Source organism: Streptomyces pallidus (ex Mingjun et al. 2026), from assembly GCF_051550185.1.
Lineage (GTDB): Bacteria > Actinomycetota > Actinomycetes > Streptomycetales > Streptomycetaceae > Streptomyces.
The window spans coordinates 416,921-440,941 of record NZ_CP196182.1; the positions used below are offsets into that span (position 1 = coordinate 416,921).

24 protein-coding genes and 1 pseudogene are annotated in these 24,021 nt (G+C 75.1%); 16 read left to right on the forward strand and 9 right to left on the reverse strand.

Features of this window, described 5'->3' with window-relative positions; translation table 11 throughout:
* The first annotated feature begins 9 nt into the window (after window positions 1-9).
* Genes ACSHWO_RS36635 through ACSHWO_RS36660 form a run of 6 tightly spaced genes read left to right on the forward strand, consistent with a single transcriptional unit; the run spans window position 10 to window position 6,989 of the window.
* Window positions 10-927, forward strand: coding sequence for a GHMP family kinase ATP-binding protein (locus ACSHWO_RS36635; protein WP_361100400.1), 918 nt, complete (start codon window positions 10-12; stop codon window positions 925-927).
* Between the two features lie 5 nt (window positions 928-932).
* Window positions 933-1,991 (forward strand): PLP-dependent cysteine synthase family protein, encoded by a 1,059-nt coding sequence (locus ACSHWO_RS36640; RefSeq protein WP_361100397.1) that lies wholly within the window; start codon window positions 933-935, stop codon window positions 1,989-1,991.
* Window positions 1,988-3,268 carry an ATP-grasp domain-containing protein gene (locus ACSHWO_RS36645; protein WP_438319607.1) on the forward strand — a complete coding sequence of 427 codons (1,281 nt, stop codon included), beginning with the start codon at window positions 1,988-1,990 and terminating at the stop codon, window positions 3,266-3,268. Before ACSHWO_RS36640 ends, ACSHWO_RS36645 begins: the two co-directional genes overlap by 4 nt.
* Window positions 3,265-4,842: an argininosuccinate lyase gene (gene argH, locus ACSHWO_RS36650; RefSeq protein ID WP_438319608.1), complete on the forward strand. Its 1,578-nt coding sequence runs from the start codon at window positions 3,265-3,267 to the stop codon at window positions 4,840-4,842. Before ACSHWO_RS36645 ends, argH begins: the two co-directional genes overlap by 4 nt.
* Window positions 4,839-6,209, forward strand: a complete 1,371-nt coding sequence (locus ACSHWO_RS36655; protein WP_361100388.1) for an MFS transporter — start codon at window positions 4,839-4,841, stop codon at window positions 6,207-6,209. The genes argH and ACSHWO_RS36655 overlap by 4 nt, the downstream gene beginning before the upstream one ends.
* A 54-nt stretch (window positions 6,210-6,263) precedes the next feature.
* Window positions 6,264-6,989, forward strand: a complete 726-nt coding sequence (locus ACSHWO_RS36660) for a 4'-phosphopantetheinyl transferase family protein (RefSeq protein WP_438319609.1) — start codon at window positions 6,264-6,266, stop codon at window positions 6,987-6,989.
* Between the two features lie 130 nt (window positions 6,990-7,119).
* Here the strand turns inward: ACSHWO_RS36660 and ACSHWO_RS36665 are convergent, their stop codons facing one another.
* The 4 genes from ACSHWO_RS36665 to ACSHWO_RS36680 form a co-directional block, all read right to left on the reverse strand.
* Window positions 7,120-7,335, reverse strand: a complete 216-nt coding sequence (locus tag ACSHWO_RS36665) for a hypothetical protein (protein WP_385845102.1) — start codon at window positions 7,333-7,335, stop codon at window positions 7,120-7,122.
* Window positions 7,332-7,742 (reverse strand): hypothetical protein, encoded by a 411-nt coding sequence (locus ACSHWO_RS36670; protein ID WP_361100379.1) that lies wholly within the window; start codon window positions 7,740-7,742, stop codon window positions 7,332-7,334. Before ACSHWO_RS36670 ends, ACSHWO_RS36665 begins: the two co-directional genes overlap by 4 nt.
* A 137-nt stretch (window positions 7,743-7,879) precedes the next feature.
* Window positions 7,880-9,352 carry a sensor histidine kinase gene (locus ACSHWO_RS36675; RefSeq protein ID WP_438319610.1) on the reverse strand — a complete coding sequence of 491 codons (1,473 nt, stop codon included), beginning with the start codon at window positions 9,350-9,352 and terminating at the stop codon, window positions 7,880-7,882.
* Window positions 9,349-10,125 carry a response regulator transcription factor gene (locus tag ACSHWO_RS36680; protein WP_385845095.1) on the reverse strand — a complete coding sequence of 259 codons (777 nt, stop codon included), beginning with the start codon at window positions 10,123-10,125 and terminating at the stop codon, window positions 9,349-9,351. The genes ACSHWO_RS36675 and ACSHWO_RS36680 overlap by 4 nt, the downstream gene beginning before the upstream one ends.
* 367 nt (window positions 10,126-10,492) lie before the next feature.
* Here ACSHWO_RS36680 and ACSHWO_RS36685 point away from each other — a divergent pair, with 367 nt between their 5' ends.
* Window positions 10,493-11,611, forward strand: coding sequence for a hypothetical protein (locus ACSHWO_RS36685; protein ID WP_438319611.1), 1,119 nt, complete (start codon window positions 10,493-10,495; stop codon window positions 11,609-11,611).
* Window positions 11,612-11,658: 47 nt separating this feature from the next.
* On the opposite strand, the gene ACSHWO_RS36690 is transcribed toward ACSHWO_RS36685, so the two are convergent.
* Together ACSHWO_RS36690 and ACSHWO_RS36695 are read right to left on the reverse strand one after the other, a co-directional pair.
* Window positions 11,659-12,516 (reverse strand): NAD(P)H-binding protein, encoded by an 858-nt coding sequence (locus tag ACSHWO_RS36690; protein WP_438319612.1) that lies wholly within the window; start codon window positions 12,514-12,516, stop codon window positions 11,659-11,661.
* On the reverse strand, window positions 12,513-12,941 hold the full coding sequence (locus ACSHWO_RS36695; protein ID WP_438319613.1) for a nuclear transport factor 2 family protein: 429 nt from the start codon (window positions 12,939-12,941) through the stop codon (window positions 12,513-12,515). The genes ACSHWO_RS36690 and ACSHWO_RS36695 overlap by 4 nt, the downstream gene beginning before the upstream one ends.
* 86 nt (window positions 12,942-13,027) lie before the next feature.
* Between ACSHWO_RS36695 and ACSHWO_RS36700 the strand changes: the two genes are divergently transcribed.
* The 4 genes from ACSHWO_RS36700 (at window position 13,028) to ACSHWO_RS36715 (ending at window position 17,064) form a co-directional block, all read left to right on the forward strand.
* Window positions 13,028-13,621, forward strand: a complete 594-nt coding sequence (locus tag ACSHWO_RS36700) for a TetR/AcrR family transcriptional regulator (RefSeq protein ID WP_438319614.1) — start codon at window positions 13,028-13,030, stop codon at window positions 13,619-13,621.
* A 98-nt stretch (window positions 13,622-13,719) separates the two neighbouring features.
* Entirely contained in the window at window positions 13,720-14,694 is a 975-nt protein-coding gene (locus ACSHWO_RS36705) for a hypothetical protein (protein WP_438319615.1), read from the forward strand.
* A gap of 65 nt (window positions 14,695-14,759) precedes the next feature.
* The gene (gene sigJ / locus ACSHWO_RS36710) at window positions 14,760-15,704 is read left to right on the forward strand and encodes an RNA polymerase sigma factor SigJ (RefSeq protein WP_404240246.1); all 945 of its coding nucleotides are present in this window, start codon (window positions 14,760-14,762) and stop codon (window positions 15,702-15,704) included.
* A 136-nt stretch (window positions 15,705-15,840) separates the two neighbouring features.
* Complete coding sequence (locus tag ACSHWO_RS36715; RefSeq protein ID WP_361100352.1) at window positions 15,841-17,064, forward strand: NAD(P)/FAD-dependent oxidoreductase; 1,224 nt, start codon at window positions 15,841-15,843, stop codon at window positions 17,062-17,064.
* Here ACSHWO_RS36715 and ACSHWO_RS36720 read toward each other — a convergent pair.
* Complete coding sequence (locus ACSHWO_RS36720; RefSeq protein WP_438319616.1) at window positions 17,048-17,734, reverse strand: PP2C family protein-serine/threonine phosphatase; 687 nt, start codon at window positions 17,732-17,734, stop codon at window positions 17,048-17,050. The two genes, ACSHWO_RS36715 and ACSHWO_RS36720, sit on opposite strands and share 17 nt — an antisense overlap.
* The gene (locus ACSHWO_RS36725; RefSeq protein WP_438319617.1) at window positions 17,671-18,060 is read right to left on the reverse strand and encodes a hypothetical protein; all 390 of its coding nucleotides are present in this window, start codon (window positions 18,058-18,060) and stop codon (window positions 17,671-17,673) included. Before ACSHWO_RS36725 ends, ACSHWO_RS36720 begins: the two co-directional genes overlap by 64 nt.
* Before the next feature lie 165 nt (window positions 18,061-18,225).
* On the opposite strand from ACSHWO_RS36725, the gene ACSHWO_RS36730 reads away from it, so the two are divergent.
* The 4 genes from ACSHWO_RS36730 to ACSHWO_RS36745 all read left to right on the forward strand — a co-directional run bounded on the left by ACSHWO_RS36730 (window position 18,226) and on the right by ACSHWO_RS36745 (window position 22,410).
* The gene (locus ACSHWO_RS36730; RefSeq protein ID WP_361100346.1) at window positions 18,226-18,813 is read left to right on the forward strand and encodes a TetR/AcrR family transcriptional regulator; all 588 of its coding nucleotides are present in this window, start codon (window positions 18,226-18,228) and stop codon (window positions 18,811-18,813) included.
* Between the two features lie 125 nt (window positions 18,814-18,938).
* A complete protein-coding gene (locus ACSHWO_RS36735) occupies window positions 18,939-20,501 on the forward strand; it encodes an MFS transporter (protein ID WP_438319618.1) in 1,563 nt (520 codons plus the stop codon).
* The gene (locus ACSHWO_RS36740; RefSeq protein ID WP_385845058.1) at window positions 20,498-20,959 is read left to right on the forward strand and encodes an SRPBCC family protein; all 462 of its coding nucleotides are present in this window, start codon (window positions 20,498-20,500) and stop codon (window positions 20,957-20,959) included. The genes ACSHWO_RS36735 and ACSHWO_RS36740 overlap by 4 nt, the downstream gene beginning before the upstream one ends.
* A gap of 65 nt (window positions 20,960-21,024) precedes the next feature.
* Window positions 21,025-22,410 (forward strand): carotenoid oxygenase family protein, encoded by a 1,386-nt coding sequence (locus ACSHWO_RS36745; protein ID WP_438319619.1) that lies wholly within the window; start codon window positions 21,025-21,027, stop codon window positions 22,408-22,410.
* Window positions 22,411-22,498: 88 nt separating this feature from the next.
* Here ACSHWO_RS36745 and ACSHWO_RS36750 read toward each other — a convergent pair.
* Window positions 22,499-23,502: pseudogene (locus tag ACSHWO_RS36750) on the reverse strand (helix-turn-helix domain-containing protein).
* Between the two features lie 52 nt (window positions 23,503-23,554).
* On the opposite strand from ACSHWO_RS36750, the gene ACSHWO_RS36755 reads away from it, so the two are divergent.
* Entirely contained in the window at window positions 23,555-23,959 is a 405-nt protein-coding gene (locus ACSHWO_RS36755) for a cupin domain-containing protein (RefSeq protein ID WP_438319620.1), read from the forward strand.
* Window positions 23,960-24,021 lie beyond the last annotated feature (62 nt).

Sequence of the window (24,021 nt, forward strand, 5' to 3'; positions counted from 1 at the left end):
GCAAGGGACATGGTGGATCATTCCGGCTGGCGCCTCGGCATCGCGTCGTCTCCCATACACCACGGCGAGATCCTGCAGGGCGTCTTCCCGCACGAGGGCGGCCTCATCAGGGGGCTGGTGACGCTCCCCTGCACCCTCTACAAGGCGCACGCGACGTTCATGCCCGCGCCCGGCTCCGAACTGACGGTCTCCCCCGCCTGGAAGACCAAGGCGCTGCGCGCGGCCGAACTCACCATCGCCGCCCTGGCCCCGGCCGGCGGCCGTCCCGTGGGCGGGCACCTCGAACTCTCCAGCGACGTACCGCTGTGCCGCGGATTCGGCTCCTCGACCAGCGACGTCCTGGCAGCCATCTGGGCGGTCAAGGACGCCTTCACCGGCTCGCTCCCGCCCGAGGAGGTGGCCCGGCTCGCCGTACAGGCCGAACTGGCCTCCGACTCACTGATGTTCGAGGAGAGCTCGGTGCTGTTCGCGCAGCGCGAGGGCCAGGTCATCGAGGACTTCGGCTACCGCATGCCACCGCTGCGGGTCCTCGGCTTCGGCTCCCGGCCGCACGCCGACGGGCAGGGCGTCGACACCCTCGCCTTCCCGCCGGCCCGCTACGACGACGCCGAGACCAGGAGCTTCGCCGAACTCCAGGCCCAGCTCCGGGAAGCCATCCAGACCAAGGACGTGGCCCTCGTCGGCGCCGTGGCCACCGCCAGCACCGAGATCAACCAGCGGCACCTGCCGATACCCGGACTCGACCGGATCCGGCAGATCGTCCGCGAGACCGGCGCCGTGGGCGTCCAGGCAGCCCACAGCGGAGACATCGCCGGGATCCTCTTCGACCGCGACGACCCCGACGTCGGGGCGCGCACCGAACACGCACAAGACCTCCTGCACGGCACGGGCATCCACGAACAGTGGATCTTCACGACGGGTGACTGACCAACATGACGACGACCATGGTCGCGGGTGCCTCGAAGCTGCACTCGTCTGTAGTGGAAGCCACCGAGCTCCCGCGCATCATCCAACTGACCGACAACCTCTACGGGGCCGCCTTCAGCCTGATGAAGCTGCTGCCCGCCCGCTACATCCTCGACCGGGCCGAGGCCGCCGGCACCCTCACGCCCGGCACCCCGGTCATCGAGACCTCGTCCGGCACCTTCGCCCTCGGCCTCGCCATGGTGTGCCGGCTGCGCGGCTACCCCCTCACCATCGTCGGCGACTCGGCGATCGACCGCGAGCTGTACACCCGGCTGACGATGCTCGGCGCGACCGTCGAGATCGTCGAGGACACCGGGCAGCCCGGCGGCATCCAGGGCGCCCGCCTCGCCCGGGTGGAGGAACTGCGCAGGCTCCGACCGGACAGCTTCGTACCGGGCCAGTACGACAACCCCGACAACCCGGCCGCGTACGGCACCGTCGCCGACCTGATCGGCACCACCGTCGGCCCCGTCGACTGCCTCGTCGGCCCCGTCGGCTCCGGCGGCTCCACCGGGGGCCTGGCGGCGGCCCTGCGGATGTCCGACCCCGCCCTCCACCTCGTCGGAGTCGACACCCACGGCTCGATCATCTTCGGCACCCCGGACAGCTCCCGCATGCTGCGCGGCCTCGGCAGCAGCATCCACCCCGGCAACGTGCGCCACACCGCCTACGACGAGGTGCACTGGGTCACCGCACCCGAGGCGTTCCACGCCACGCACGACCTGTTCCGCACACACGGCCTGTTCATGGGCCCCACGAGCGGCGCCTCCTTCCAGGTCGCCGCCTGGTGGGCACAGCACAACCCGAACAGCAAGGTCGTGATGGTGCTCCCCGACGAGGGCTACCGCTACCAGTCCACCGTCTACAGCGAGACCTGGCTGCGCGAGCAGGGCATCACACCGGCCGCCAACCCCGCCGGCCCCGTCCTCGTCGACCACCCCCTGGACGCGGCGCCGGCCTGGTCCCGACTGCTGTGGGCCCGGCGCCGCTTCGACGACGTGATGGTCCCCGGAGCGGGCGCATGACCGGCCGGCAGCTGCTCCTGATCGAGTCCAACACCACCGGCACGGGACGCCAGTTCGCGCAACGCGCCGCCGAGGCCGGCCTCCGGCCGGTCCTGCTCGCCGCGGACCCCGGACGCTACCCGTACGCCGCCGAGGACGGGCTGCCCACCGTCACCGTGGACACCGCCGATCCCGCAGCCCTGTGGCGGGCGGTCCGCGAACTGGCCCGGACCGCCCCCGTCGCCGGGGTGCTGTCCAGCTCCGAGTACTTCGTCGCCACCGCCGCCGAGGTCGCGGACCGGCTCGGCCTGCCCGGGCCGTCCGCCGAAGCGGTGCGCGCCTGCCGCGACAAGGCGCGCCAACGCCGGCTCCTCGACGACGCCGGGGTGCCCGTGCCCGGCTACAAGGACGTCGGCGGGGTGCAGCAGGCGGTGGCCGTCGCCTCCGTCCTCGGACTGCCCGTGGTCGTCAAACCGGTGCAGGGCTCCGGCAGCCTGGGCGTACGGCTGTGCACGACACTCCGGCAGGTCGCCGACCACGCCGGCGAGCTGCTCGCCGCCGGCGTGAACGAGCGGGGACTCGCCGCCCCGTCGCGGATCCTCGTCGAGTCCTACCTGTCGGGCCGGGAGTTCTCGGTCGAGGTGGTCGGGCGCCGGGCCGTCGCGGTGGTCGCCAAGCACGTCGGCCCGCCGCCGGTGTTCGTCGAGACCGGCCACGACCTGCCCGCCGCCCTGCCGGCCGAGCAGCACGAGGCCCTGACCGCATGCGCGGAGCACGCCGTACGGGCGCTCGGTCTCGGCTGGGGCGCGGCCCACGTGGAGCTGCGGCTGGACCGCGGCACGCCCCGGGTGATCGAGGTCAACCCGCGGCTGGCCGGCGGCATGATCCCCGAGCTGGTGCGGCACGCCTACGGCATCGACCTGGTCGCCGCCCAGGTGCGGGCGGCCGTCGGCGAGCCGGTCGAACCGGAACGGTCCGGGGAGGCCGGCGCCTCCATCCGTTTCCTGACCGCCGACGCCGACGGGGTCCTCGGCACCGCGGAGGCCACCGGCACCGCCGTGTCCCGGGCGCGCGCGATACCGGGAGTCGTGGACGCCGCCCTGTACCGCGCTCCGGGCAGCGCCGTCGCCCCGGCCGAGGACTTCCGCGGACGCCTGGGCCACGTCATCACCACCGCACCCGACGCCGACCGCTCGGCGGCGCTCGCCGACGAGGCGCTGGACCGGCTGGCAACGGCCCTGCTGCCCGCCCCGGCCGCAGCAGCCATCGAACCGGCGATCCTCAAGGAGGCCGCATGAGCACCACGGCTCCCGGCCCGCCCGCGGCTCCCGCCCCGCCGCCCGCGGCTCCCGCCGCCACCGGGGCGGCAGCCGGCTCCGCCGGAGCGGACACCGGTCGGCTGCGCACCACCCTCCACGACGAGGCGCACCGCATCGTCTACGACCAGTACCTCCCGGACACCGGCCCGGACGGCCTCGGCCAGGAGCTGCACCTGATCAGCGAAGTGGACCGGGCCCACCTCGTCATGCTCGCCGAACGCGGCGTCGTCGACACCGCCCGCACCGCAGCCCTGCTGCGCACCATCACCGCCCTGCGCGCCGACGATTTCGCCGCCCTGCGCGGCATGCCCATGCCGCGCGGCGTGTACCTGGCCTACGAGGGCAGGCTCGTGGAACTGCTCGGCGAGCGGGTCGGCGGCGTCCTGCACACCGGTCGGTCCCGCAACGACCTCAACGCGACGACCGTACGCCTCAAAGCGCGCGCACCCTACGGCGAACTCCTCGACGGGACCGCCGCCCTGGCCCGCACCCTCCTCGATCGGGCCGCCGCCCACCGCGGCGTCACCATGCCCGCGTACACCCACGGACAGCCCGCCGTGCCCATCACCTACGGGCACTACCTGGCCGGAGTGGCCACCGCCGTACTGCGCGCCCTCGACGGGCTGCTCGACGCGGGCCGGGAACTCGACGTCAACCCCCTCGGCGCCGGAGCCGTCGGCGGGACCTCCGTCGCCATCGCCCCCGAGCGCACCGCCGAGCTGCTCGGCTTCACCGCCACGGCCCCGAACTCCGTCGACGCGGTCGCCTCCCGCGACTTCGTGCTGCGCCTGCTCGCCGCCTGCTCCGTCCTCGGCGTGACGACGGCCCGGGCCGCCCGCGACCTCGGCTGGTGGACCTCGGAGGAGTTCGGCCTGCTGCGGATGGCCGACGACCTGGTCGGCTCCAGCTCGATGATGCCCCAGAAACGCAACCCCTTCCTGCTGGAACACGTCCAGGGCCGGTCGACAGCCGCCGCGGGCGGCTTCACCGCCGCCGTCGCGGCGATGGCCACCGCCGGATTCACCAACGCCATCGCCGTCGGCGGCGAGGCCGTACGCCACCTCTGGCCCGGTCTGCGCAGCACGGCCGACGCGGTCACCCTGCTGCGGCTGGCGGTGGGCGGCGCTGAGCCGGAGCCCGAGCGCATGGCGCAGCGGGCCGTGGAGGGCTTCACCACGGCCACGTACCTCGCGGAACGCCTCGTCATGGACGGCATGCCGTTCCGGGAGGCCCACCACCTGGTCGGCGAGACCGTACTCGGCGCCCTGGAACAGGGCGTCTCCCTGACCGAGGCCGGTCGGGCCCGCCCCGAGGTCGCGGCCCTCGCGCCGACCGGGCCGGAAGCCGCCGCCTCCTGGCTGGACCCCGCCGACGTCGCCGCCGCCTGCGTCCACGGCGCCGGCCCCGGCGCGGCCTCGGCCGAGGCCGCCCTCGACCGGCTCGGCGCCGAACTGGACCGGCTGCAGGCCGAGGTGACCGCACGGCGGGAGCGCTGGGCGCGCGCCGCCGAGCAGCTCGCCGCGACGGTGCAGGGGATCGTGGAGTCCGCATGAACGCCGGCCGGAGCGCCCTGGTGCGCCAACACGACTTCGGGCTGCTGTGGTTCGGGGAGACCGTCAGCAGGTTCGGCAGCAGCATCTCCGCCGTCGCCATGCCGCTGGTCGCCGTGGTGACCCTGCAGGCCGGCACGATGTGGGTGAGCGTGCTCGCCGCCGCGGCCTGGCTGCCCTGGCTGCTGTTCGGGCTGTCGGCGGGAGCCTGGGTGGACCGGGTACGCCGCCGCCCGCTGATGATCGCGTGCAATCTCGGCTCGCTCGTCCTGCTCGCCTCCGTCCCCGTCGCCGCCTGGCTCGACGCCCTCACGCTGGCGCACCTGCTCGCCGTGGCGCTGCTGACCGGCTGCGCGAGCGTCCTGTTCTCCATCGCCTACCGGGTCTACCTGCCGTCGGTGGTGGCCAAGGAGGACCTGCCCGAAGCGAACGCGAAACTCCAGGGCAGCGAGTCCGTGGCGCAACTCGGCGGGCAGGGCGTCGGCGGTCTGCTGGCCCAGGCGTTCGGCGCCGTGACCGGGCTGCTGGCCAACGGCGCCACCTTCCTCGTGTCCACGCTCTGCCTGATCGCGATCCGGGACCGCGAACCCCACCCCGGGAAGCCCGCGGCGCCCACCCGGCTGCGCCACGAGATCCGGGAAGGCCTGCACCACACCCTGCGCGACCCCTACCTGCGCCTGCTCACCGCGTACGGGGCGGTCACCAACCTGCTGCTGACCGGCTGCCACGCCATCCTCACCGTCTTCCTCGTCCGCGAACTGGGCGTCGGCGAAGGCGCGGTGGGATGGCTGCTCGCCTCGGGCGGCGTCGGCGGACTCCTCGGAGCCCTCGTCGCCACCCCGACCGCCCGCCGCTTCGGCAGCGCACGCGGCATGCTGCTGTGCAAACTCGTCACCGCCCCGCTGGGACTGCTGATCCCGCTGGCCGGCGAAGGATGGCGGGTGACGCTCCTCGCCCTGGGCCTGGCCGGGCTGTCGGTGGGCGTGGTATGCGGCAGCGTCATCCAGGGCGCGTTCCGCCAGGCGTACTGCCCGCCCGAACTGCTCGGCCGCATCACGGCGAGCCACTCCGTCGCCAACTACGGCTCGGTGCCGGTCGGCGCGCTCCTCGGCGGCGCCCTCGGCACCGCCATCGGGCTCCGCCCGACCCTGTGGCTGCTCACCGCGGGGCTCGCCGTCAGCAGCCTGCTGCTGGTCGTACGTCCCCTGGGCGGCCGCCGCGACCTGCCGACGGCGCCGCCGACGACGGGGAGCGCGGGCGGAACGGACGGTCCGGCGGACGAACCGGACACGGCGCCCGGAACGGCGTCGGGAACAGGCGCGGGCCGGGCGGCGCGGACCGCGTACGCGGCGGAGGACCGCGACATGTGACGGGGACTCCCGCGAGGGAGCCGAGCACCACCGAGACAGAGGTCGGAAGCACCAGTGGACATCAAGGCGCAGGCTGAACGGCGTGACCGACCCGCACCCGGGTCCCCCGACCTGTGGCTGCTGCGGTTGTCCGACACCCCGGACTCCTTCGCGGACCCGGCCACCCTGGACCCCGCCGAACGCGGGCGGGCCGCGGCCCTCGCCCGGCCCGCGGACCGCATCCGCTTCACCGCGGCCCATGTCGCGCTGCGCGCCGTACTGGGTTCCTACCTGGGGGTCCCGCCGGCGGACGTCCGTTACGTGCGGGAGGAATGCCCCTGCTGCGGCGGCCCGCACGGCCGCCCGGCCCTCGACGGCTTCCCCGCCGACCTCCACTTCTCGCTGTCCCACCGGAGCGACCTGGTGCTGATCGGCGTGGCCGGCGCCCCGATCGGCGTGGACGTGGAGCTGGTGTGCGACGCCGCGGAGAGCGACGAACTCGCCCTGATGCTCCACCCCGACGAGCAGCAGGAGGCCCGGCGGCTGGACCCGGTCCCGCGCCCGCGCGCCATCGCCCGCCTGTGGACCCGCAAGGAGGCCTACCTCAAGGGACTCGGTACGGGCCTCGGCCGCGACCCGGCCACGGACTACATCGGCCTCGACACCACGGGCGGCCGCCGGTCCCGCGGCGACTGGCACTTCCTGGACGTCCCGGTGGACCGCGGCTACGTGGCCTCGGCGGCGGTCCGCGAACCCCTGGCCGCCGGCCCCCTGGCCCTGCACCGCCTGACCCGGGCGTAGCCGACCGGCTGCGCGCGGGCGGCGTGACCCCGGCCGGATGCCCACACGCCCGAGGGCCGCCGCCCCCACAGCGGGGACGGCGGCCCTCGGGCCTGCCGGGCGGATCACCGCCGTCGACGGCGTCCGCAGTTCACTTGTCGTCGGCGGCGTCCTTGTCCGCGTCGGACGCCGCCTGCTCGGCCGCGTCCAGCTTCTGCTGCATCTCCGCCACCTGCCCCGAGTCGGCTCCGCTCACGGACTGACCGGCGGGCGCGGACTCCGCACCGCCCCCGCATCCGGTGAGGAGCAGCGCTGCTCCGGCGGCCAGCGCCGCGAGGGCCGCGGCGCCGCGGCCCCGGGCGGTCACTTGTTCCCCTGGGCGGCGCACCAGGTGCTGACGGCCTTCAGGTCGGCCTGGCGCTTCTGCAGGGTCGCCGGCACGGCCTTGCGGGCGGTCAGGCGGTCGTTGAGGTAGGTGTACACCTCGGTGTGGCCGGCGGTCTTGGCCTCGGCGACGCGCTTCTCCAGCCGGGCGATCGACCCGACGACGGAGGCGTCCCCGTTGAGCCGGGTGAGGGCGGCGCCGACCCGGGCCTCGACCTTCGGCAGGCGCTTGCAGAGGGCCTTGGAGCCGTCGCCCTGCGGCGTGGACTTCGCCGACGGGGCGGCGGACGGAGCTCCGGCGTCGGCCTGCGCGGGCGAGGCGCCGAGCAGTGCGCCGGTCAGTACGACGGTGCCGAGCGCGGCAGCAGCGGTCCTGCGGTTGGTGAGCATGGCGGTTCCCCTTGGGTGTCGCTGTCGGTGCGAACGCGGCCGCCGCGAACGGGCGGTCCGGCCGGGCAGGACCGTAGGGACCGTTCTTGTGGTTTCTTTGTGACCGGCCGCCGCCCGCGGTCGAACGGCTCGACGGCTCAGCCGCCCGACGAGAACGACAGCCAGGCGCGCCGCGCCGGCACCCACGCAGCGGGTGGGTCCGGGACGGGCAGCGGAAGGCGTACGGAGAACCGCGCGCCGGTGCGACCGGTGCCGCCCGGGTCGTCGCCCGGCGCGTCCTCCACGGTGACGGTGCCGCCGTGCAGCGCCACCTGCTGCGCGACCAGCGTCAGCCCGAGCCCGGAGCCCGGACTGCCCGGCCGGTGGTGGAACCGCTGGAAGACCTCCTCCCGTTCGCCGGGCGGGACGCCGGGACCGGTGTCGTCGACGGTCAGGACGGCGCTGCCGCCCTCCGCGCGCAGCCGTACGGTGATCCGCGGCGGCTCCGGCGGCAGGTGGCCGTGGACGACGGCGTTGGCCAGCAGGTTGGCGAGCATGATCCGCAGCCCCGCCTCCCACCCGAAGACGCGCAGCTCGGCGGGGAGGTCGGCGGTGAGCCGCGCCCCCGGGTGGCGGCGGGCGGCCTCGCCGACCGCCGAGTCCACGAGCTCGCACAGGTCGACCGACCCGAACGAGGAGACGTCCACCAGGTCGCCCAGGGCCAGCATGCGCAGCGCCGTCAGGAGTTCGAGCAGCCGCGCGTGGTCGCCCTGCAGGTCCCGCACCACCTCCGCCCGGTCGTCGGCGGGCAGGTCGGGATGTGCGGCGAGGACGTCGAGGTCGGTCCGCATGCTCATCAGCGGCGTGCGCAGCTCGTGCGAGGCGGCCGAGGAGAAGGACCGGGCGGTGTCCAGTGCCCGCGCGGTCCTGGCCGCCTGTTCGTCGTAGCGGGCCAGCAGTGCGGCGATCGCCGCGGACAGCTCGTCCACCTCGGCCACGCCGACCGGCGCGGTCGCGAAGGCCGCCGCGCCCGCCGCCGGGTCGAGGGCGGCCGCCCGGCGGCTCAGCCGCCGTACGGAGGCGGTGGCGCGGCCCGCCAGCCCGTACGCCACCAGCCCGGAGACGGGCGCCGCCAGCACCGCGACCAGCAGGACGCGCCGGCGTACCGCCGCGAGCTGCGGGTCCGTCGCCGAGGCCGGGGCGAACAGCCACAGGGTGCCCGGCGCGGGCCCGGCCACCTGCACGCTGAGCACCCGCCAGGCGTGGCCCTTGGCCCGTACGGTGACAGGGCCGTCCGGGGTCCGCTCCGGCAGCTGCACCGCGTCGGCGGGCTGCGGCCCGCCCTCCAGCACGACCGACCCCTGCGCGTTGCGGACCCGGATCCCGGCGTCCATGACACCGCCGAGGACCTTGCGCTGCTGGTTCTGCTCCGCCTTCGGCCGGTCGTTGCGGTCGGCGTTCAGCAATGCCCTGACGTCCGGGAGCACCGCCGGGCCCCGCTCCTGCAGCCGGGCGTCCTGCTGCTGGCGCAGGTCCCGCTGGACGAGGCCGAGCAGCAGCAGTCCCGCGGCGAGCACGAGCACCGGTACGACCACGGTCACCGAGACGGCGACCCGGGTGGCGAGCTTCATGCGCCCCTCCGGCGGTCATCGGCGGTGGCGGTGCCTGTGGCGGTGGAGGCGGCCGTGGCCTCGGCGTCGGCCCGCAGGACGAAGCCCACCCCGCGCACCGTGTGGATCAGGCGCGGCCGCCCGCCCTCCTCCAGCTTCCGGCGCAGGTAGCTGACGAACGTGTCGACGGCGTCGGTGCGCACCTCGAAGTCGTAGCCCCACACCCGGTCGAGCAGCTGGTCCCGGGTGAGGACGATGCCGGCGTTGCGCACCAGCGTGGCCAGCAGCTCGAACTCCCGGCGCGTGAGGTGCACGGCGACCCCGTCGCGGTGCACCTCGCGCGTCGCCGGGTCGACCACCAGCGGCCCGGCCCGCAGCGGTGCGTCCGGACCGGGCTCGGCGGGCCCCGCCGGACGGCGGCGCAACAGCGCCCGCAGGCGCAGCACCAGTTCCTCCAGTGCGAACGGCTTGACCAGGTAGTCGTCCGCCCCGGCCTGCAACCCGGCGACCCGGTCGGCGAGCTCGTCGAGGGCCGACAGCATCAGCACGGGCGTCTCGTCACCCTGCGCCCGCAGGACCCGGCACACCTCGATACCGCTCAGCCCGGGCATCGACACGTCCAGCACGAAGACGTCGGGGCTCCGCTCGGCGTGGGTGGCGAGCGCCCCGGCCCCGTCCGCGGCGAGCAGCACGCTGAACCCGCTCAACCGCAGCCCGCGTTCCAGCGAGCGCCTGATGGCGGCGTCGTCGTCCGCCACCAGCACCACACCCCCGGCACCCGCACCGCCGGCCATCCGCCCCACCCCGCTCCCGATCCCGATCGCACGCGGCAACGGCATCGGGTCGCGCGCCCCGATCCCGTCCCCGGGTGTCCAGGGAGGATACGAGACGACACGAGACGCGGGCCCGAGCACAGTTGCGGAGTTCGGTCCCTTCAGTACCTGCCCGGCGCGGGGAAGCGGCCATGACCTGCGCACCTTGACAGGGACTGAACAGAAGGGACGGAACGGGGCGGGCGCCGCCCCGCCGCCCCGTGGAAGGCCCCGTCGGACTGAAGTGCGAGGCGCGCGCACCGTCTGGGATTCCCCGACGCCCGCTCCCACGTGGGCGGCAGCCGCCGAGTGGTCCGCGCCGCGGAGGGCGTACGGTGCGGGTGTGGCGATGGCAATGACAGTAGAGAACACGACACCACCCGGAACCGCGCTGCTGCTCGCGGCCGCCCCGGCCGGCAAGGGGCGGCTGATCGACGCCACCAGCGTGCTGCCCACCCTCGCCGCCGTGCCGACCGGCACCCTGACCCGCACCGCGGCCGCCGGGACCATCGTCGAGCTGGCCGACCCGACCGACCAGCAGACCGTCCTCACCCGCATCCGCGCCGCAGCCGCCGCACCCGGCCACCTCACCGTCTGCCTGGCCGGGCAGCTCCACCTCGACGCCCGACAGCGCCTGCTCCACGTCGCCCTGGCCCGGACGACACCGGCCGCCCTGCGCTACACCGCCCTGCCCTGGCAGTGGCTGGTGGGGGAGTTGAAGCCGCGCCGTCCCGGCACCACGACCGTGCTCGTGGACCTCGTCGCCGCCCCCGACGCCTGGCAGCAGATCCGTGCCTACGGCCTCGCCCTCGGCGTCGGCGCGACCCTGTACGGCCGTGTCTCCCCGCCGCCGCCCCGCCACCGCGTCGCGGAACCGGCCTATCTGAAGGCCGTCGCCGGCACCTGGCGCAGCGGCCTGAACCCGCCGCTCGCGGAGCTCCACGCCGAGGCCGCAGCCCGGGCGGGTGCCGACGGCTCGCTGTTCCTCGCCGTGGACGCCACACCGGCACCCCCCGCCACGGTCGACGAGGACCCGCTGCCGGCCGTCCTCGCCGCGGCCCACGCCGGGCAGCACGACCGGGCCGAGAGCCTCGCCGCCACCTGGGAGGCCTGGGCCGTGCGCACCCACGGCCCGGGCTCCGCCCAGGCCGTGCACTGGCTGGAGGTACGGGCCGACCTCGCGCACCTCGCCGGCGACGCCGTGCGCAGCTGCACCTTGTGGATGGCGGCCGCCGACGCCCGCCTCGCCCGCAACCACGCGCCGGACGACGCGACGGTCGAAGCGGCCGTGGACCGTGCCCACCACCAGTGGCAGGAGGTCCGGGACCCGCAGCGGGCCCGGGAGCTCGGCACGGGCCTGGTCGCGCTGCGCGCCCGCGTTCCCGGCCGGCGCCGGGGCGCCGTGGAAGCGGTCCGGCGCCGCATGGAGCAGCTGCTGCGGCACGGCACGCCCGAGACGCTGGCGTAGTACGGGGCAGGGTGTCCCGGACCCCTCCCCGGGGCAGGCCGGTCACGTCACCGGCGGACCTCCCGTTCCAGGAAGGCGCGGAAGGTGCCCGGCGGCCGGCCGGTGAGGCGCTGGACGGTGTCGGTGACGCGGTCCTCCGCCCCCTCGGCGATGGCGCGGTCCATGCCGGCCAGCATGGCGGCGAACTCCACCGGCAGGACGGCCGTGAGGCGGTCGCGCATCTGCTCGTACGACAGCCGGCGGTGGACCACGGGCCGTCCGGTGACCTCGGCGATGGCCGTGGCGACGTCGTCGTAGCCGAGCGCCTGCGGCCCGGTGAGGACGAGGTCGGTGTTCGGGGCCCGCTCGTCGGTCAGGGCGCAGACCGCGCTGGCCGCGATGTCCTCGGCGTCGACGAAGCCGACCCGGCCGCTCCCGGTGGCGGTCAGGACGACGCCGTCCTCGCGGATGCTGACGGCGTGCGCGTGCGCGCCGGTGAAGTTCTGCATGAACCACGACGGCCGCAGCACCGCCCACTCCTCGAACAGGTCGGGCAGCGCCTGGTGGACCATGCCCACCGCCGGGCCGCCCGGCGGGACGGCCGAGGAGCTCAGCAGCACCGCGCGGCGCACCCGGGCAGCGCTACGGGCCCGGTGGAGGAACGGCATCATGACGGCCGCGGGATCGGGGTCGCCGACGGGCGGTACGAGGTAGACGCGGTCGACCCCGTCGAGGGCCGCGGCGTGCGTGGCGGGGTCGTACCAGTCGAACGGGACCGGCTCGGCGCCGGGGACCGGGGCGGCGCGCCGGCTGGCGGCCCTGACGCGGTGGCCGGCCGCGGTCAGCTGCGCGGCGGTACGGCCGCCGGTGGTGCCGGTGGCGCCGAGGACCAGGGTGGTGCCGACGGTGACGGGGGTGCGGGTCATCGGGTGCTCCCCGTGAGGAAGTCGGCGCCCGGTTCGAGGACGGCGAGCGGGTTCCAGTAGTCGCGGTAGGAGGTGATGCGTCCGTCGCGGACGGTCACGACGGCGATGTAGGTCATGTCGAACGGGGCGTCGGTCGCCACCAGGCGGCCGACGCCGCGCATCTCGACCACGATGGTCTCCGGATCGGTGGTCCGGTGGATCCGCACGGTGGGGAAGTCGTGCAGGTCGATGTGGTCGGGGTAGTCGCGCATGTAGGCGGCGACGGCCGCCCTGCCCTCCAGGCGCGCGGGCCAGCCCTCGGGGGCGAACGGGAACTCCATGAGGCCGTCATCGGCCCACAGGGCGACCCATCCGGGAACGTCCTTGTCGAGCAGCAGCCGCAGGCTGTGGCGGAACAGATCCGCCGGAGAAGTAGGTGCGGACACGGGTATCCTCCCCTTCGTAGAATCCGGACCCTGGGTCCGGTTTGACGATACGGACCGCGGGTCCGCTTTGCAAACGGAGGAGCACCATGCCCGAACCGAGGGCCCGCAAGGACGCCGCCCGCAACAGGGAGGCCGTCCTCGCGGCCGCCGACGCCCTCTTCGCCCGCCGCGAGAGCCCCGAGGACGTCACCATGGCCGACGTCGCCGCAGCGGCCGGCGTCGGCAAGGGGACGCTCTTCCGCGCCTTCGGCGATCGCGCGGGGCTGCTCCGCGCGCTGTACGAGGCTCGGCTCGAACCGCTCAGGGAGGCCGCCGAGGCCGGCCCTCCGCCGCTCGGCCCGGCCGCCCCGCCGCAGCAGCGGGTCCCGGCCCTGCTCGACGCCCTCCTGTGCTTCAAGCTCGACAACCGGCGCCTGACGCTGGCCCTGGAGGGGAGCGGGAGCACCAGCCCGTACCAGGCGGAGCACTACGAGCAGTGGCACGACCTGCTCCGAGCCGTGCTGGAGCAGATCCCCGGCCTGGCCGACGGCCACTTCACCGCCCACGCGCTGCTCGCGGCCACCCGCGCCGACCTCGTCGAGCACCTGGCCGGACAGGAGGGCGTACCGAGGGAACGCATGCGGGCGCAGCTGGCGGACTTCACCACCAGGGTCCTCGCCGCCGGCGACGACAGGGATTGACCCCGCGACGGGCCGGGCGGCCCGGCCGGCCCGCCCGCGTACGCGGCCGTCGGGTGTCGCCGACCGGTTCGCGCGGCCGTCGGGTCCATCGTGGTGGTGTGGACGTGGAGCAGGTGGTCACCGAGCTGTACGGGCTCCGGCCCGCGCAGTTCGTCGCGGCGCGCGACGCGTACGTCGCCCGGGCCCGGCGGGAGAAGGACACCGCAGGCGCCCGCCGCATCGGCAGCCTGCGGAAGCCGACCCTCGCCCTGTGGGCGGTGGGCCTCTTCGCCCGGGCCCGACCCGGTGAGGCGGAAGGGCTGCTGCGCCTGGGGGCCCAGCTGCGCACGGCGCACCGGGAACTGGACGGAGCGCAGTTGCGCGCGCTGTCGCGGGAGCAGCACAAGGTGATCGACGCGCTCGCGCGCGACACCGTACGGCTGGCGGCCGAGGCGGGGGAGCGGACCACCGAGAGCGTGCTGCGGGAGGTCGAGCGGATCTTCCACGCCCTGCTGGCGGACGAGGAGGCGGGCCGGCAGTGGCTCGCCGGCCGACTGACGGCGGCGCCGCGGTCACCGGTCGGGTTCGAAGGCGTGCAGCCCGCCCCCTCGGCCGCGGCTGCGGCCCGCAAGCCGCCCGAACCGGCCGCACTCCCGCCGGAGCCGGAGCCGGAGCCGGAGCCGGAGCCGGAGCCGGAGGCGAAGCCGAAGCCGAAGCCGAGGGCGAGGGCGAAGCGGAGGCCGGAACCGGAGCCCCCGCCCCCGGCGCGGGACGCCGCGGCCGAGCGGCGCGCACGCGAGCGGGAGGGGCGGGTGCGCGCCGCCCGTCGGGCCGCGGCCGAAGCCGGGGCCGAGCGCGAGCGGGCCGAGGCGGACCTCGCCGAGGCGGCCGGGGCCCTGGAGCGGGCGCGGAGTGAGGCCGAGGCCGCGCGAGAAGGGCTCCGCGCCCTCCAACTGCGCCTCGAAGCCGCGGAGAAGGCGGAAGAGGCCGCGCAGAAGTACCACCACCGGGCCGAGTCGGCGGCGCAGAAGGCCGGGAAGGCGGCCGAAGCCGCCGCCCGCCGCCTGCGGGCCGAGGAGACCGGCGACGGGTGACTCCCCGAACTCCCCGAACCCCCCTCACTCCTCGACCCCTTCCGCGCGGCGGTTAGGATCACCGCATGCCGTTGACCGTGGAGGACGTGGACCTGTTCGAGGGCGCGCGGGGGCGGCTGGAGGCCATCGCCTACCGGCTGCTCGGGTCCGCGAGCGAGGCCGAGGACGCCGTGCAGGACACGTTCCTGCGCTGGCAGGCCACCGACGTCGGACGCATCGAGGTGCCCGAGGCCTGGCTGACGAAGGTGCTCACCAACCTGTGCCTCAACCAGCTCGCTTCGGCCCGCGCCCGGCGCGAGACCTACGTCGGCGAGTGGCTTCCCGAGCCGCTCCTCGACGGAGACCCGATGCTCGGCCCGGCCGCCACCGCCGAGCAGCGGGAGTCGGTCTCGTACGCGGTGCTCACGCTCATGGAGCGGCTGTCCCCCAACGAGCGGGCGGTGTACGTGCTGCGGGAGGCGTTCGACTACCCGCACCGGGAGATCGCCGAGATCCTCGACATCAGCGAGGCCTCCAGCCAGCAGATCCTCCACCGGGCCAAGAAGCACATCGCGGACGGCAGGGCCCGCACCGAGATCGACCGAGCCGCGGCCCGGCGCATCGTCGAGGAGTTCCTCGCCGCCGCCACCAGCGGGAAGACCGAGCCGCTCGTACAACTGCTCACCTCCGACGCCATCGCGATCGGCGACGGCGGCGGGAAGGTCCCCGCCCGCGCCAAGGCGTTCGAGGGCGCCCTCGCGGTCGCGAAGTTCATGCGGGGCCTGTTCAAGCCGGGGCCGGCCAAGCGCGCCCTGGTCGGCGGCTCGGCCGGGATCCACCTGGCCACCGCCAACGGCGGGCCCGCCGTCGTGGCGGTCGTCGACGGCCGGGTCGTCGGCGTCATGTGCCTGGAGATCACGGCCGACGGCATCGCCGCGTTCCGCAACCAGGTCAACCCCGACAAGCTGGAGCGCGCGACCGGGGTGTGGGCCGCTGCGGAGCACGGGGAGCCCGTGTTCCACGCCTTCTGACCGACCCGCCCCCACCCGCCCCCGACCGGTGTGACGTGCTTCACATCGCCGACCTGTCAGGGAACGGCGGGCTGCCCGGTTCAAGGTGCGAAGCCGCGCAAGACAGCGGCTGACCCGCCCAGACAGGAGCAGGCACATGCAGCAGCGCACGCAGCACCGCATCATCGTCCTCGGCGCCGGATACGCCGGAGCGATCGCCGCCGGCCGGCTCGCCAAGCGGCTGCACCGCGACGACGTGGCCATCACCCTCGTCAACGCCGAGCCCGACTTCGTCGAGCGCGTCCGCATGCACCAGCTCGCGACCGGCCAGGACCTGCGGCCCCGCCCCTTCGGCGAGATGTTCGCCGGCACCGGTGTCGAGCTGATGCTCGGGAAGGTCACCGCCGTCGACGTCGACCGCAAGAACGTCTCCGTCACCGACGCCGGCGGGCACGCCGCCGAACTCGCCTACGACACCCTCGTGTACGCCCTCGGCAGCGGCTGGAACGACCAGGGCGTCCCCGGCGTCGCCGAGTACGCCCACGAGATCGCCGGCCGACCCGGAGCACTGCGGCTGCGCGACCGGCTCGCCGGCCTGGGCGCCGGGCAGCCCGTGGTCGTCGTAGGCGGCGGCCTCACCGGCCTGGAGGCCGCGACCGAGATCGCCGAGGCCCGCCCGGACCTCGACGTCGCCCTCGCCGCCCGCGGCGGCCTCGGCGACTGGCTCTCGCCCAAGGGCCGCGGCCACCTGAGCAAGGTCTTCGGCAGGCTCGGCATCACCGTGCACGAGCACGCCGCCGTCACCGCCGTCGAGGCCGACCGCATCACCACCGCAGACGGCGAGGCCATCCCGGCCGCGGTCACCGTGTGGGCCACCGGCTTCGCCGTCCACCCGATCGCGGGCGCCACCACCCTCGAAGTCACCGGCACCGGCCGGATCGTGGTCGACTCCACCATGCGCTCGGTCTCGCACCCGGACGTCTACGCCATCGGTGACGCGGCCCTGGCCATGGGCCCCGGTGACAAGCCGCTGCGCATGTCGTGCGCCTCGGGAACCCCCGCCGCATGGCAGGCCGCCGACGCCATCGCGGCCCGCCTGACCGGCGGAAAGCTCCCGAACGTGCCGATCCGCTACTTCAACCAGTGCATCTCGCTGGGGCGCAAGGAGGGCCTGATCCAGTACGTCACCGCCGACGACCGCACCGTCAGCGCGGCCCTCACCGGCCGCCTCGCCGCCCTGTACAAGGAGCTGATCTGCAAGGGCGCCGCCTGGGGCGTCGCCAACCCGACCATCGGCCTGCCGGTGCGCCGCCGCCGTGTCACCGTCGCACCGGAGGCGGCCCGGGCCCGTACCGGCTCGGCCGTCACCACGTCGGCCTGACCCGGGAACGGGCGAGACGGCGACCGCGTCGGCCCTCAGGGCGGTCCGCGCCGTGCGGCTCGTGATCGGGGCGGGGCCGGATCCGGGCCGCCAGTACGGCGACGTCGTCCTCGGCGTGGACCGCGTCCAGGGACAGCAGCACCTGGTCCAGCGACTGCTGCACCCCGGCGCCGACCGGCAGCCGCAGCCCCGCCAACCGGGCCAGCGAGACGTCGATGTCCTCGCCGCGCCGCTCCACCAGGCCGTCCGTGAACAGCAGCAGCGTCTCCTCGGGCGTGACCGTGCGCGTGGTCAGCTCGTAGCCGCCGAGGCCGGTGCCCAGCGGCGGGCCGACCGGCACGTCGATCAGCGTGCCGCTGCCGTCCGGGCCGAACACCGCCGGCGGCAGGTGGCCCGCGCTGGAGAACGCCGCGGTCCCGCGGGCCGCGTCGATCCGGACCAGCAGGCACGTCGCCGGGCGGCGGGTGCCCTTCTCCGACACCGCGGCGTCGAGCTGCCGCAGCACCCGGTGCGGGGGCAGGTCGGTCGAGGCGACGTAGCGGAGCATGGAGCGGTAGGCGTTCATGTCCACGGCCGCGTCGAGCCCGTGCCCCATGACGTCGCCCATCACCAGCAGGGTGCGCCCGTAGTGCAGCCGGACCGTCTCGAACCAGTCGCCGCCCAGCAGCACGCCCGCACCGACAGGCCGTGCGCGTCCTGCGGGACCCCTTCCTGGAGCAGTTCGGTCCGCCCGGCCGCCGCCACCCGGTCCAGCCCCGTCGCCGACCGCGTGCCCGGCCCCGTGCGCGAGGTCGTCACGGGTTCGGGCAGCAGGTCCACCGCCGCGGCCTCGCACAGCCGCCGGCACAGGAACAGGGCCAGCTCCGCGCAGGTCGTCTGCTCGTCGAGGCTGGTGCCGATGGACTCCACCGCCTGCCCGACCCAGTCCCGCCAGGTCGGCGCGGGCCACCGCGCGGACCGTCGCCGGGCGGCCCGTCGTCTGGGTTCAAGCGCCACCTCCGTCACTGAAGCCCCCGCTCGCTCCGCCATCCCAGCAGCTCGTATCCCCGACGAGCGGCATTGACGCCGTGTGCGCCGATCCCGTGGCCGGCGGACCCCCGCTGCGCCGTCCCGGGGAGGGCGGGGTTGACACCCCCCCTGTGTGAGTGGTTTATTACTCACATGCAGACGGAACGACGCCCACGCCAACTCTCCACAGCGGAGGAACGCCGCGAGACGGTGCTCCGCACCGCGATCGGCGCCTTCGCCGCCCGCGGCTACTTCGGGACCACCACCACGGAGGTCGCCAAGGCGGCGGGCATCTCGCAGGCGTACGTCTACCGCTTGTTCCCGAACAAGGAGGCCCTGTTCGCGGCGGTCGTCGAGCACTGCTTCGCCCAGGTCCGCGCCGCCCTCGAACGCGGTGCGGCCGAGGCGGAGGGCGCCTCGCCGGAGCTCGTCCTCGCCTCCATGGGGGACGCGTACGCCCGGCTGATCAGCGACAACGACCTGCTGTTGGTCCAGCTGCACGCCCAGGCGGCCGCCGTCTCCGAACCGGTGATCCGCGAGGCGGTCCGCGCGGGGTACGCCCGTGTCGTGGAGTACGTCCGCGGCGCCTCCGGCGGGGACGAACGGCAGGTCCAGGAGTTCTTCGCGGTCGGCATGCTGTGTCATCTCGTCGTCTCGCTCGGCGTGGACGCGGACGATGACGCGGGCGTGGCGGACGCGCCCTGGATGCGCACGCTCGCCGCAGGCATCACGCACTACTGAGCGCGGCCACGCCCCCCGGGGCGTGGGGCGTGGGGCGGCCCGTGCCGGTCATCCGGTCGGGCGCCTCTTTCGGACCAAAGAGTGAGTGGTTAACCACACATACATTTTGGAAGGGAGTCGCCGTCATGCCGCACCTCGCGGAGGAGCCGGACGCGTCAGCGGGAGGGCGAGCGGTCGAGACGGGCGCGGGCGTGCTCGCCGCGCTCGCCGCAGCGCAGTTCGTCGTCGTCCTGAGCACGTCCGTCGTCAACGTCGCCCTCCCCCACATCCGGGACGGCGTGGCCCTCTCCGATACCGGCATGTCCTGGGTGGTCAACGCCTACGGCCTCGCCTTCGGGGCCCTGCTGCTCCTCGGCGGCCGCGCAGCCGACCTGGCCGGAGCCCGCCGCGCCCTCACCGCCGGACTGGGCCTGTTCGCCGCCGCCTCCGTGGCGGCCGGACTGGCCGGCACCCCGTGGCTGCTCATCGGTGCCCGCGTCGTCCAGGGCGTCGGCGCCGCCGCGGCCGCCCCCGCCGCGCTCGCCCTCGTCATACGGCTCTTCCCGCCCGGCGGCGGCCGCGCCCGGGCCCTGGGCGTGTGGGGCGCCGTCTCCGGAGCAGGCGGCGCGGCCGGGGTGCTCCTCGGCGGCGTACTGACCGAGGCCTTCGGCTGGCCCTGGATCTTCCACACCTGCGGGCTCGGCGCCGCCCTCGCCCTCACCGCGACCCTCCGCCTGGTCCCCGCCGATCCCGGCCGCCGGTCCGCTGATCCCGGCCGCCGGTCCGTCCCCGCCGATCCCGGCCGCCGGCCGGGTGCCGCCGCCGGCCCGGCGCGCATCGACCTCCTCGGCGGGTTGTCCGTCACCGCCGCGGTCGCCGCCCTCGTCTACGGGCTCACGGCCGTCCGCAGCTCCGGCCCGGCCGACCCGTACGTCCTCGGGCCGCTCGCCGCCGCCGTGCTCCTGCTGCTCCTCTTCCTGCGCACCGAGCAGCGCCACCCGGCGCCGCTGCTGCCGCCAGGGCTGCTCCGGCAGGGCCTCGTCGCCCCGGCCAACCTCCTGATGGCCCTGCTCGGCGCCGTCTGGGTCGGCCTGTTCTTCTACCTCCCGCTGCTCCAGCAACAGGTCCTCGGCGCCGGCCCGCTGGCCGCGGGCCTGGCCCAAGTCCCGCTCGCCGCCGCGAACATGCTCGGCTCCTCCGTGGCCCCGCGCCTGGCCCGCCTGCTCGGCCCGTACCGCACCCTGGCCGCGGGCCTCCTCGCCCAGGCCGTCGGCCTCGCCTGGCTGGCCCTCCTCAGCGCGCCGGGCACCGGCCTCGCCGGGCTGACCGGCCCGACCGCGCTCATCGGCCTCGGCCTCGGCATCGCCTTCGTCCAGCTCACCGGCGCGGCGGTGAGCGGCGTCCGCCCGGCCGACGCCGGAGTCGCCGGCGGGCTGGTCAACACCACCCGCCAGCTCGGCGGCGCCGTCGGCCTCGCCCTGCTGGGCACCCTCGCCACCGCCGTCACCGCCGGCGCCCCCGCCGAAGGCCCGGCCGCACTCGCCGACGGCTACCGGGCCGCCTTCCTCCTGGCCGCCGCCACCGCCGCCGCGGCCGCGGCCGCCACCCCGCTGCTGTCCCGCCGCGCCCCGGCACCGGACCCCACCACCGCCGGCACCACCGGCGAAGTCACCGAAGACGACACCACCGAAGGAGCCCACCACCGATGAACCCGCAGACCCCGGCCCCGTACACCATCGACGAGTCCGCGCCCGCCGTCGTACGGCTCGACACCACCGTCCGTGCCCCGCTCGCCCGCCTCTGGGACCTGCACACCGACATCGCGGCCTGGCCCGACTGGAACCCGGACATCACCCGGGCCGAGCCCACCGGCCCGCTCGCGGTCGGAGCCGTCTTCCGGTGGCACACCCACGGGCTGGACATCACCTCCACCGTCCTGGAGCTCGTACCCGGCCGCCGCATCGTCTGGGGCGGCCCCGCGCACGGCATCGACGGCATCCACGTATGGACCTTCGAGGAGACGGCCGACGCGACGGTGACCGTCCGCACCGAGGAGTCCTGGAGCGGAGCCCCCGTCGACGCCGAGCCCGAGGCGCTCGGCCAGGCCCTCCGGCAGTCCCTGGAGCGCTGGCTGGCGGCCCTGAAGAGCACGGCGGAGACCGCCTGATCCCGGCCCGCGCACCGCACCGCCGTACACCGCACCCGCACGCCACCCCCGAAGGGACGCCCACCATGACCGCCGCCACCTCTTCCACCTCCTCCTCCACCGCCGCGAAGCCGTACCTCACCGGCCACTACACCCCCGTCGCCGACGAGATCACCGCCACGGGCCTGACCGTCGAGGGCATCCTCCCGCCCGAGCTGACGGGCCGCCTGATCCGCAACAGCCACAACCCGAAGCCCGGCATCACCCCCACCCACTGGTTCAAGGGCAGCGGCATGGTCCACGGCATCCGCCTGCGCGACGGCCGCGCCGAGTGGTACCGCAACCGCTGGGTCCACACCCCCGCCCTCGACGGCGCCCCCTACATGACCGAACACGGCCCCGACCTGACCGCCAGCACCGCCGGCACCCACGTCATCGAGCACGGCGGACGCCTCCTGGCCCTGTGCGAGTCCGCCCTGCCCTTCGAGCTGACCCCCGACCTGGAGACCGTCGGCGCCTTCGACTGGAACGGCAAACTCACCTCCGCGATGACCGCCCACCCCAAGGAGGACCCCACCACCGGCGAACTCCACTTCTTCGCCTCCTCCCCCTTCCCGCCGTTCCTCGTCCACCACGTCTCGTCCCCGGACGGCACGGTGCTGCGCAGCCAGGAGGTGCCGGGCGCGACCGCCGCGCTCAAGCACGACTTCGCCCTCACCGAGCGCCACGTCGTCTTCCTGGAGGGGTCGGTCACCTTCGACCCCTCCGACCGCTCCGGGATCCCGTACGCCTGGAGCGACGCCCAGCCCACCCGGATCGGCGTGATGCCCCGCGGTGAGGGAGGCGCCCGGCGGATCCGCTGGTTCGACGTCGCACCCGGCTACGCCATGCACCTCGCCAACGCCTACGAGGACTCCCTCGGCCGCATCGTCATCGAAGGCCCCGCCGTCGGCCGCGACGGCTGGCAGCGCTCCTGGAACTGGTGGATCGGCGCCCCCGACCGCGGCGCCGAGCCCAACTCCGGCTCCCGCGCCACCCGCTGGACGGTAGACCCCGTCACCGGCCGGGTCGCGCAGGAGGACACCGACGACCTGACGGTCGAGTTCCCCACCATCAACGACGCGTTCACCGGCCGCGAGCACCGCTACCAGTACGCGCTGTCCTTCCCCGACGACCTCGGCATCGGCACCCACGCCCTGGTCAAGTACGACCGCACCACCGGCGCCCGCCAGACCAAGCCGTTCGGCACCGGCCGGCTCCCCAGCGAGGCCGTCTTCGTCCCCGCCGGCACGGCCACCGAGGAGGACGGCGGCTACCTCCTGACCGTCGTCAGCGACCTCAACTCCGACAGCTCCCGGCTCCTCGTCCTCGACGCCTCGGACCTGGACCTGCCCCCGGTCGCCACGGTCCACCTCCCGCGCCGCGTCCCGGCCATGATCCACGGCTCCTGGATCCCCGACGCCGCCCTGTAACGGGGTCACCCCGGCCCCGTCCCGCGCAGCGCCGGCACGCACCCCCCCCCGCGTGCCGGCGCCGCGGTCTGCGCGGAGGCCGCGCAGGTCACTTCCCCTCGGGCCCGAACCGGCGCCGGTACGCGGACGGGGTGATGCCCGTCCCGCGGCGCATCAGCACGCGCAGGTTGGCGGCGGTGCCGAGCCCGCTCCGCCGCGCGACCACCTCGAAGCGGGACTCGCCCCGCTCGATCAGCCGGCAGGCCAGCGCGAGCCGTTCCCCCGTGAGCCACGCCAGCGGCGTCGTGCCCAGCTGGGCCCGGAAGCGCCGGTGGAGCGTCGCCGCGCTGACCGCGGCCCGCGCCGCCAGGTCCGCCACCGTGAGCGGCGAGTCCAGCCGTTCCTGCGCCCAGGCCAGGACGGGCGCCAGCGACTCCGCGGCCAGGTCCGGTATCGGACGCTCCACGAACTGCCGCTGCCCGCCGTCCCGGTGCGCCGCGAACACCAGCCGCCGGCTCACGGCGTTGGCGATCTCCGCGCCGTGGTCGCGGCGGAGCACGTGCAGCCCGAGATCGAGCGCGGCCGCGCTGCCCGCGGCGGTGAGGACGTCACCGTCGTCCACGAACAGCACGTCCGGTTCCAGGCGGACGGACGGGAACCGGGCCCGGAAGGAATCCGCCCACTGCCAGTGCGCGGTGGCCCGACGTCCGTCGAGGACCCCGGCCTCGGCCAGCGTGAACGCGCCGCTGCAGAAACCGATCAGGCGGGCACCGCGCGCGTGCGCCCGGCGGACGGCGTCGAGCACGGCGGCCGGCGCGGGACCTCGACGTCGGGCCGGTTCGGAACGATCAGGGTGTCCGCGGTGTCGGCCGCCTCCAGGCCCGCGACCCCGGTGAGGGTGAAGAACCCGTCCCGCATCAGGGTGCGGGGCTCGGGGGAGCAGAGCGTGAAGTCGTACAGGTCGCGGCCGATCTCCGGTCTGCGCAGCCCGAACACCTCGGTCGCACAGCCGAGTTCGAAGGGGTTCGAGTTCTCGTCCACGATCACGACCACCCGCGGCAGCCCATCCGCCCCGTGCCTCTTCGGCTTCTCCTGCGAGGATCCTTGCGCCATGTGCAATTCCTAGCACTCACACCGGCCGCGCGGAACGGCCCAGGATGGGCCCATGACCAACCAGCCCATCCCCCTCCACCAGGCCCTGGCCTCCTTCGACGCCCTGTGGAGCCCCCGCATCGTCACGCGCGTCAACGACTACGACGTCCGCATCGCCAAGGTCGAGGGCGAACACGTCTGGCACGCCCACGACCACACCGACGAGTTCTTCCTGGTGCTCGACGGAGAACTGCGCATCTCCCTGCGCGGGCCCGAGGGCGAGCGCACGGTCGTCCTCCCGCAGGGCTCCGTCTACACCGTCCCCCGCGGCACGGAGCACCGGCCGTACGCCCCCTCCGGCGCCGCGATCCTCATGTTCGAGCCCACCGGGACACCGACCGTGGGCGACCGCCACGACGAGATCCCGGACCACGTGGACGCCACGACCGGCCACAGCCTCGACACCCGTCAGAGGTAGTCGGCGCATCCGGAGGCGGTGCCGGCTCGCCTCTGCGGAAGGCACTGCGGGCGGCCCGCTCG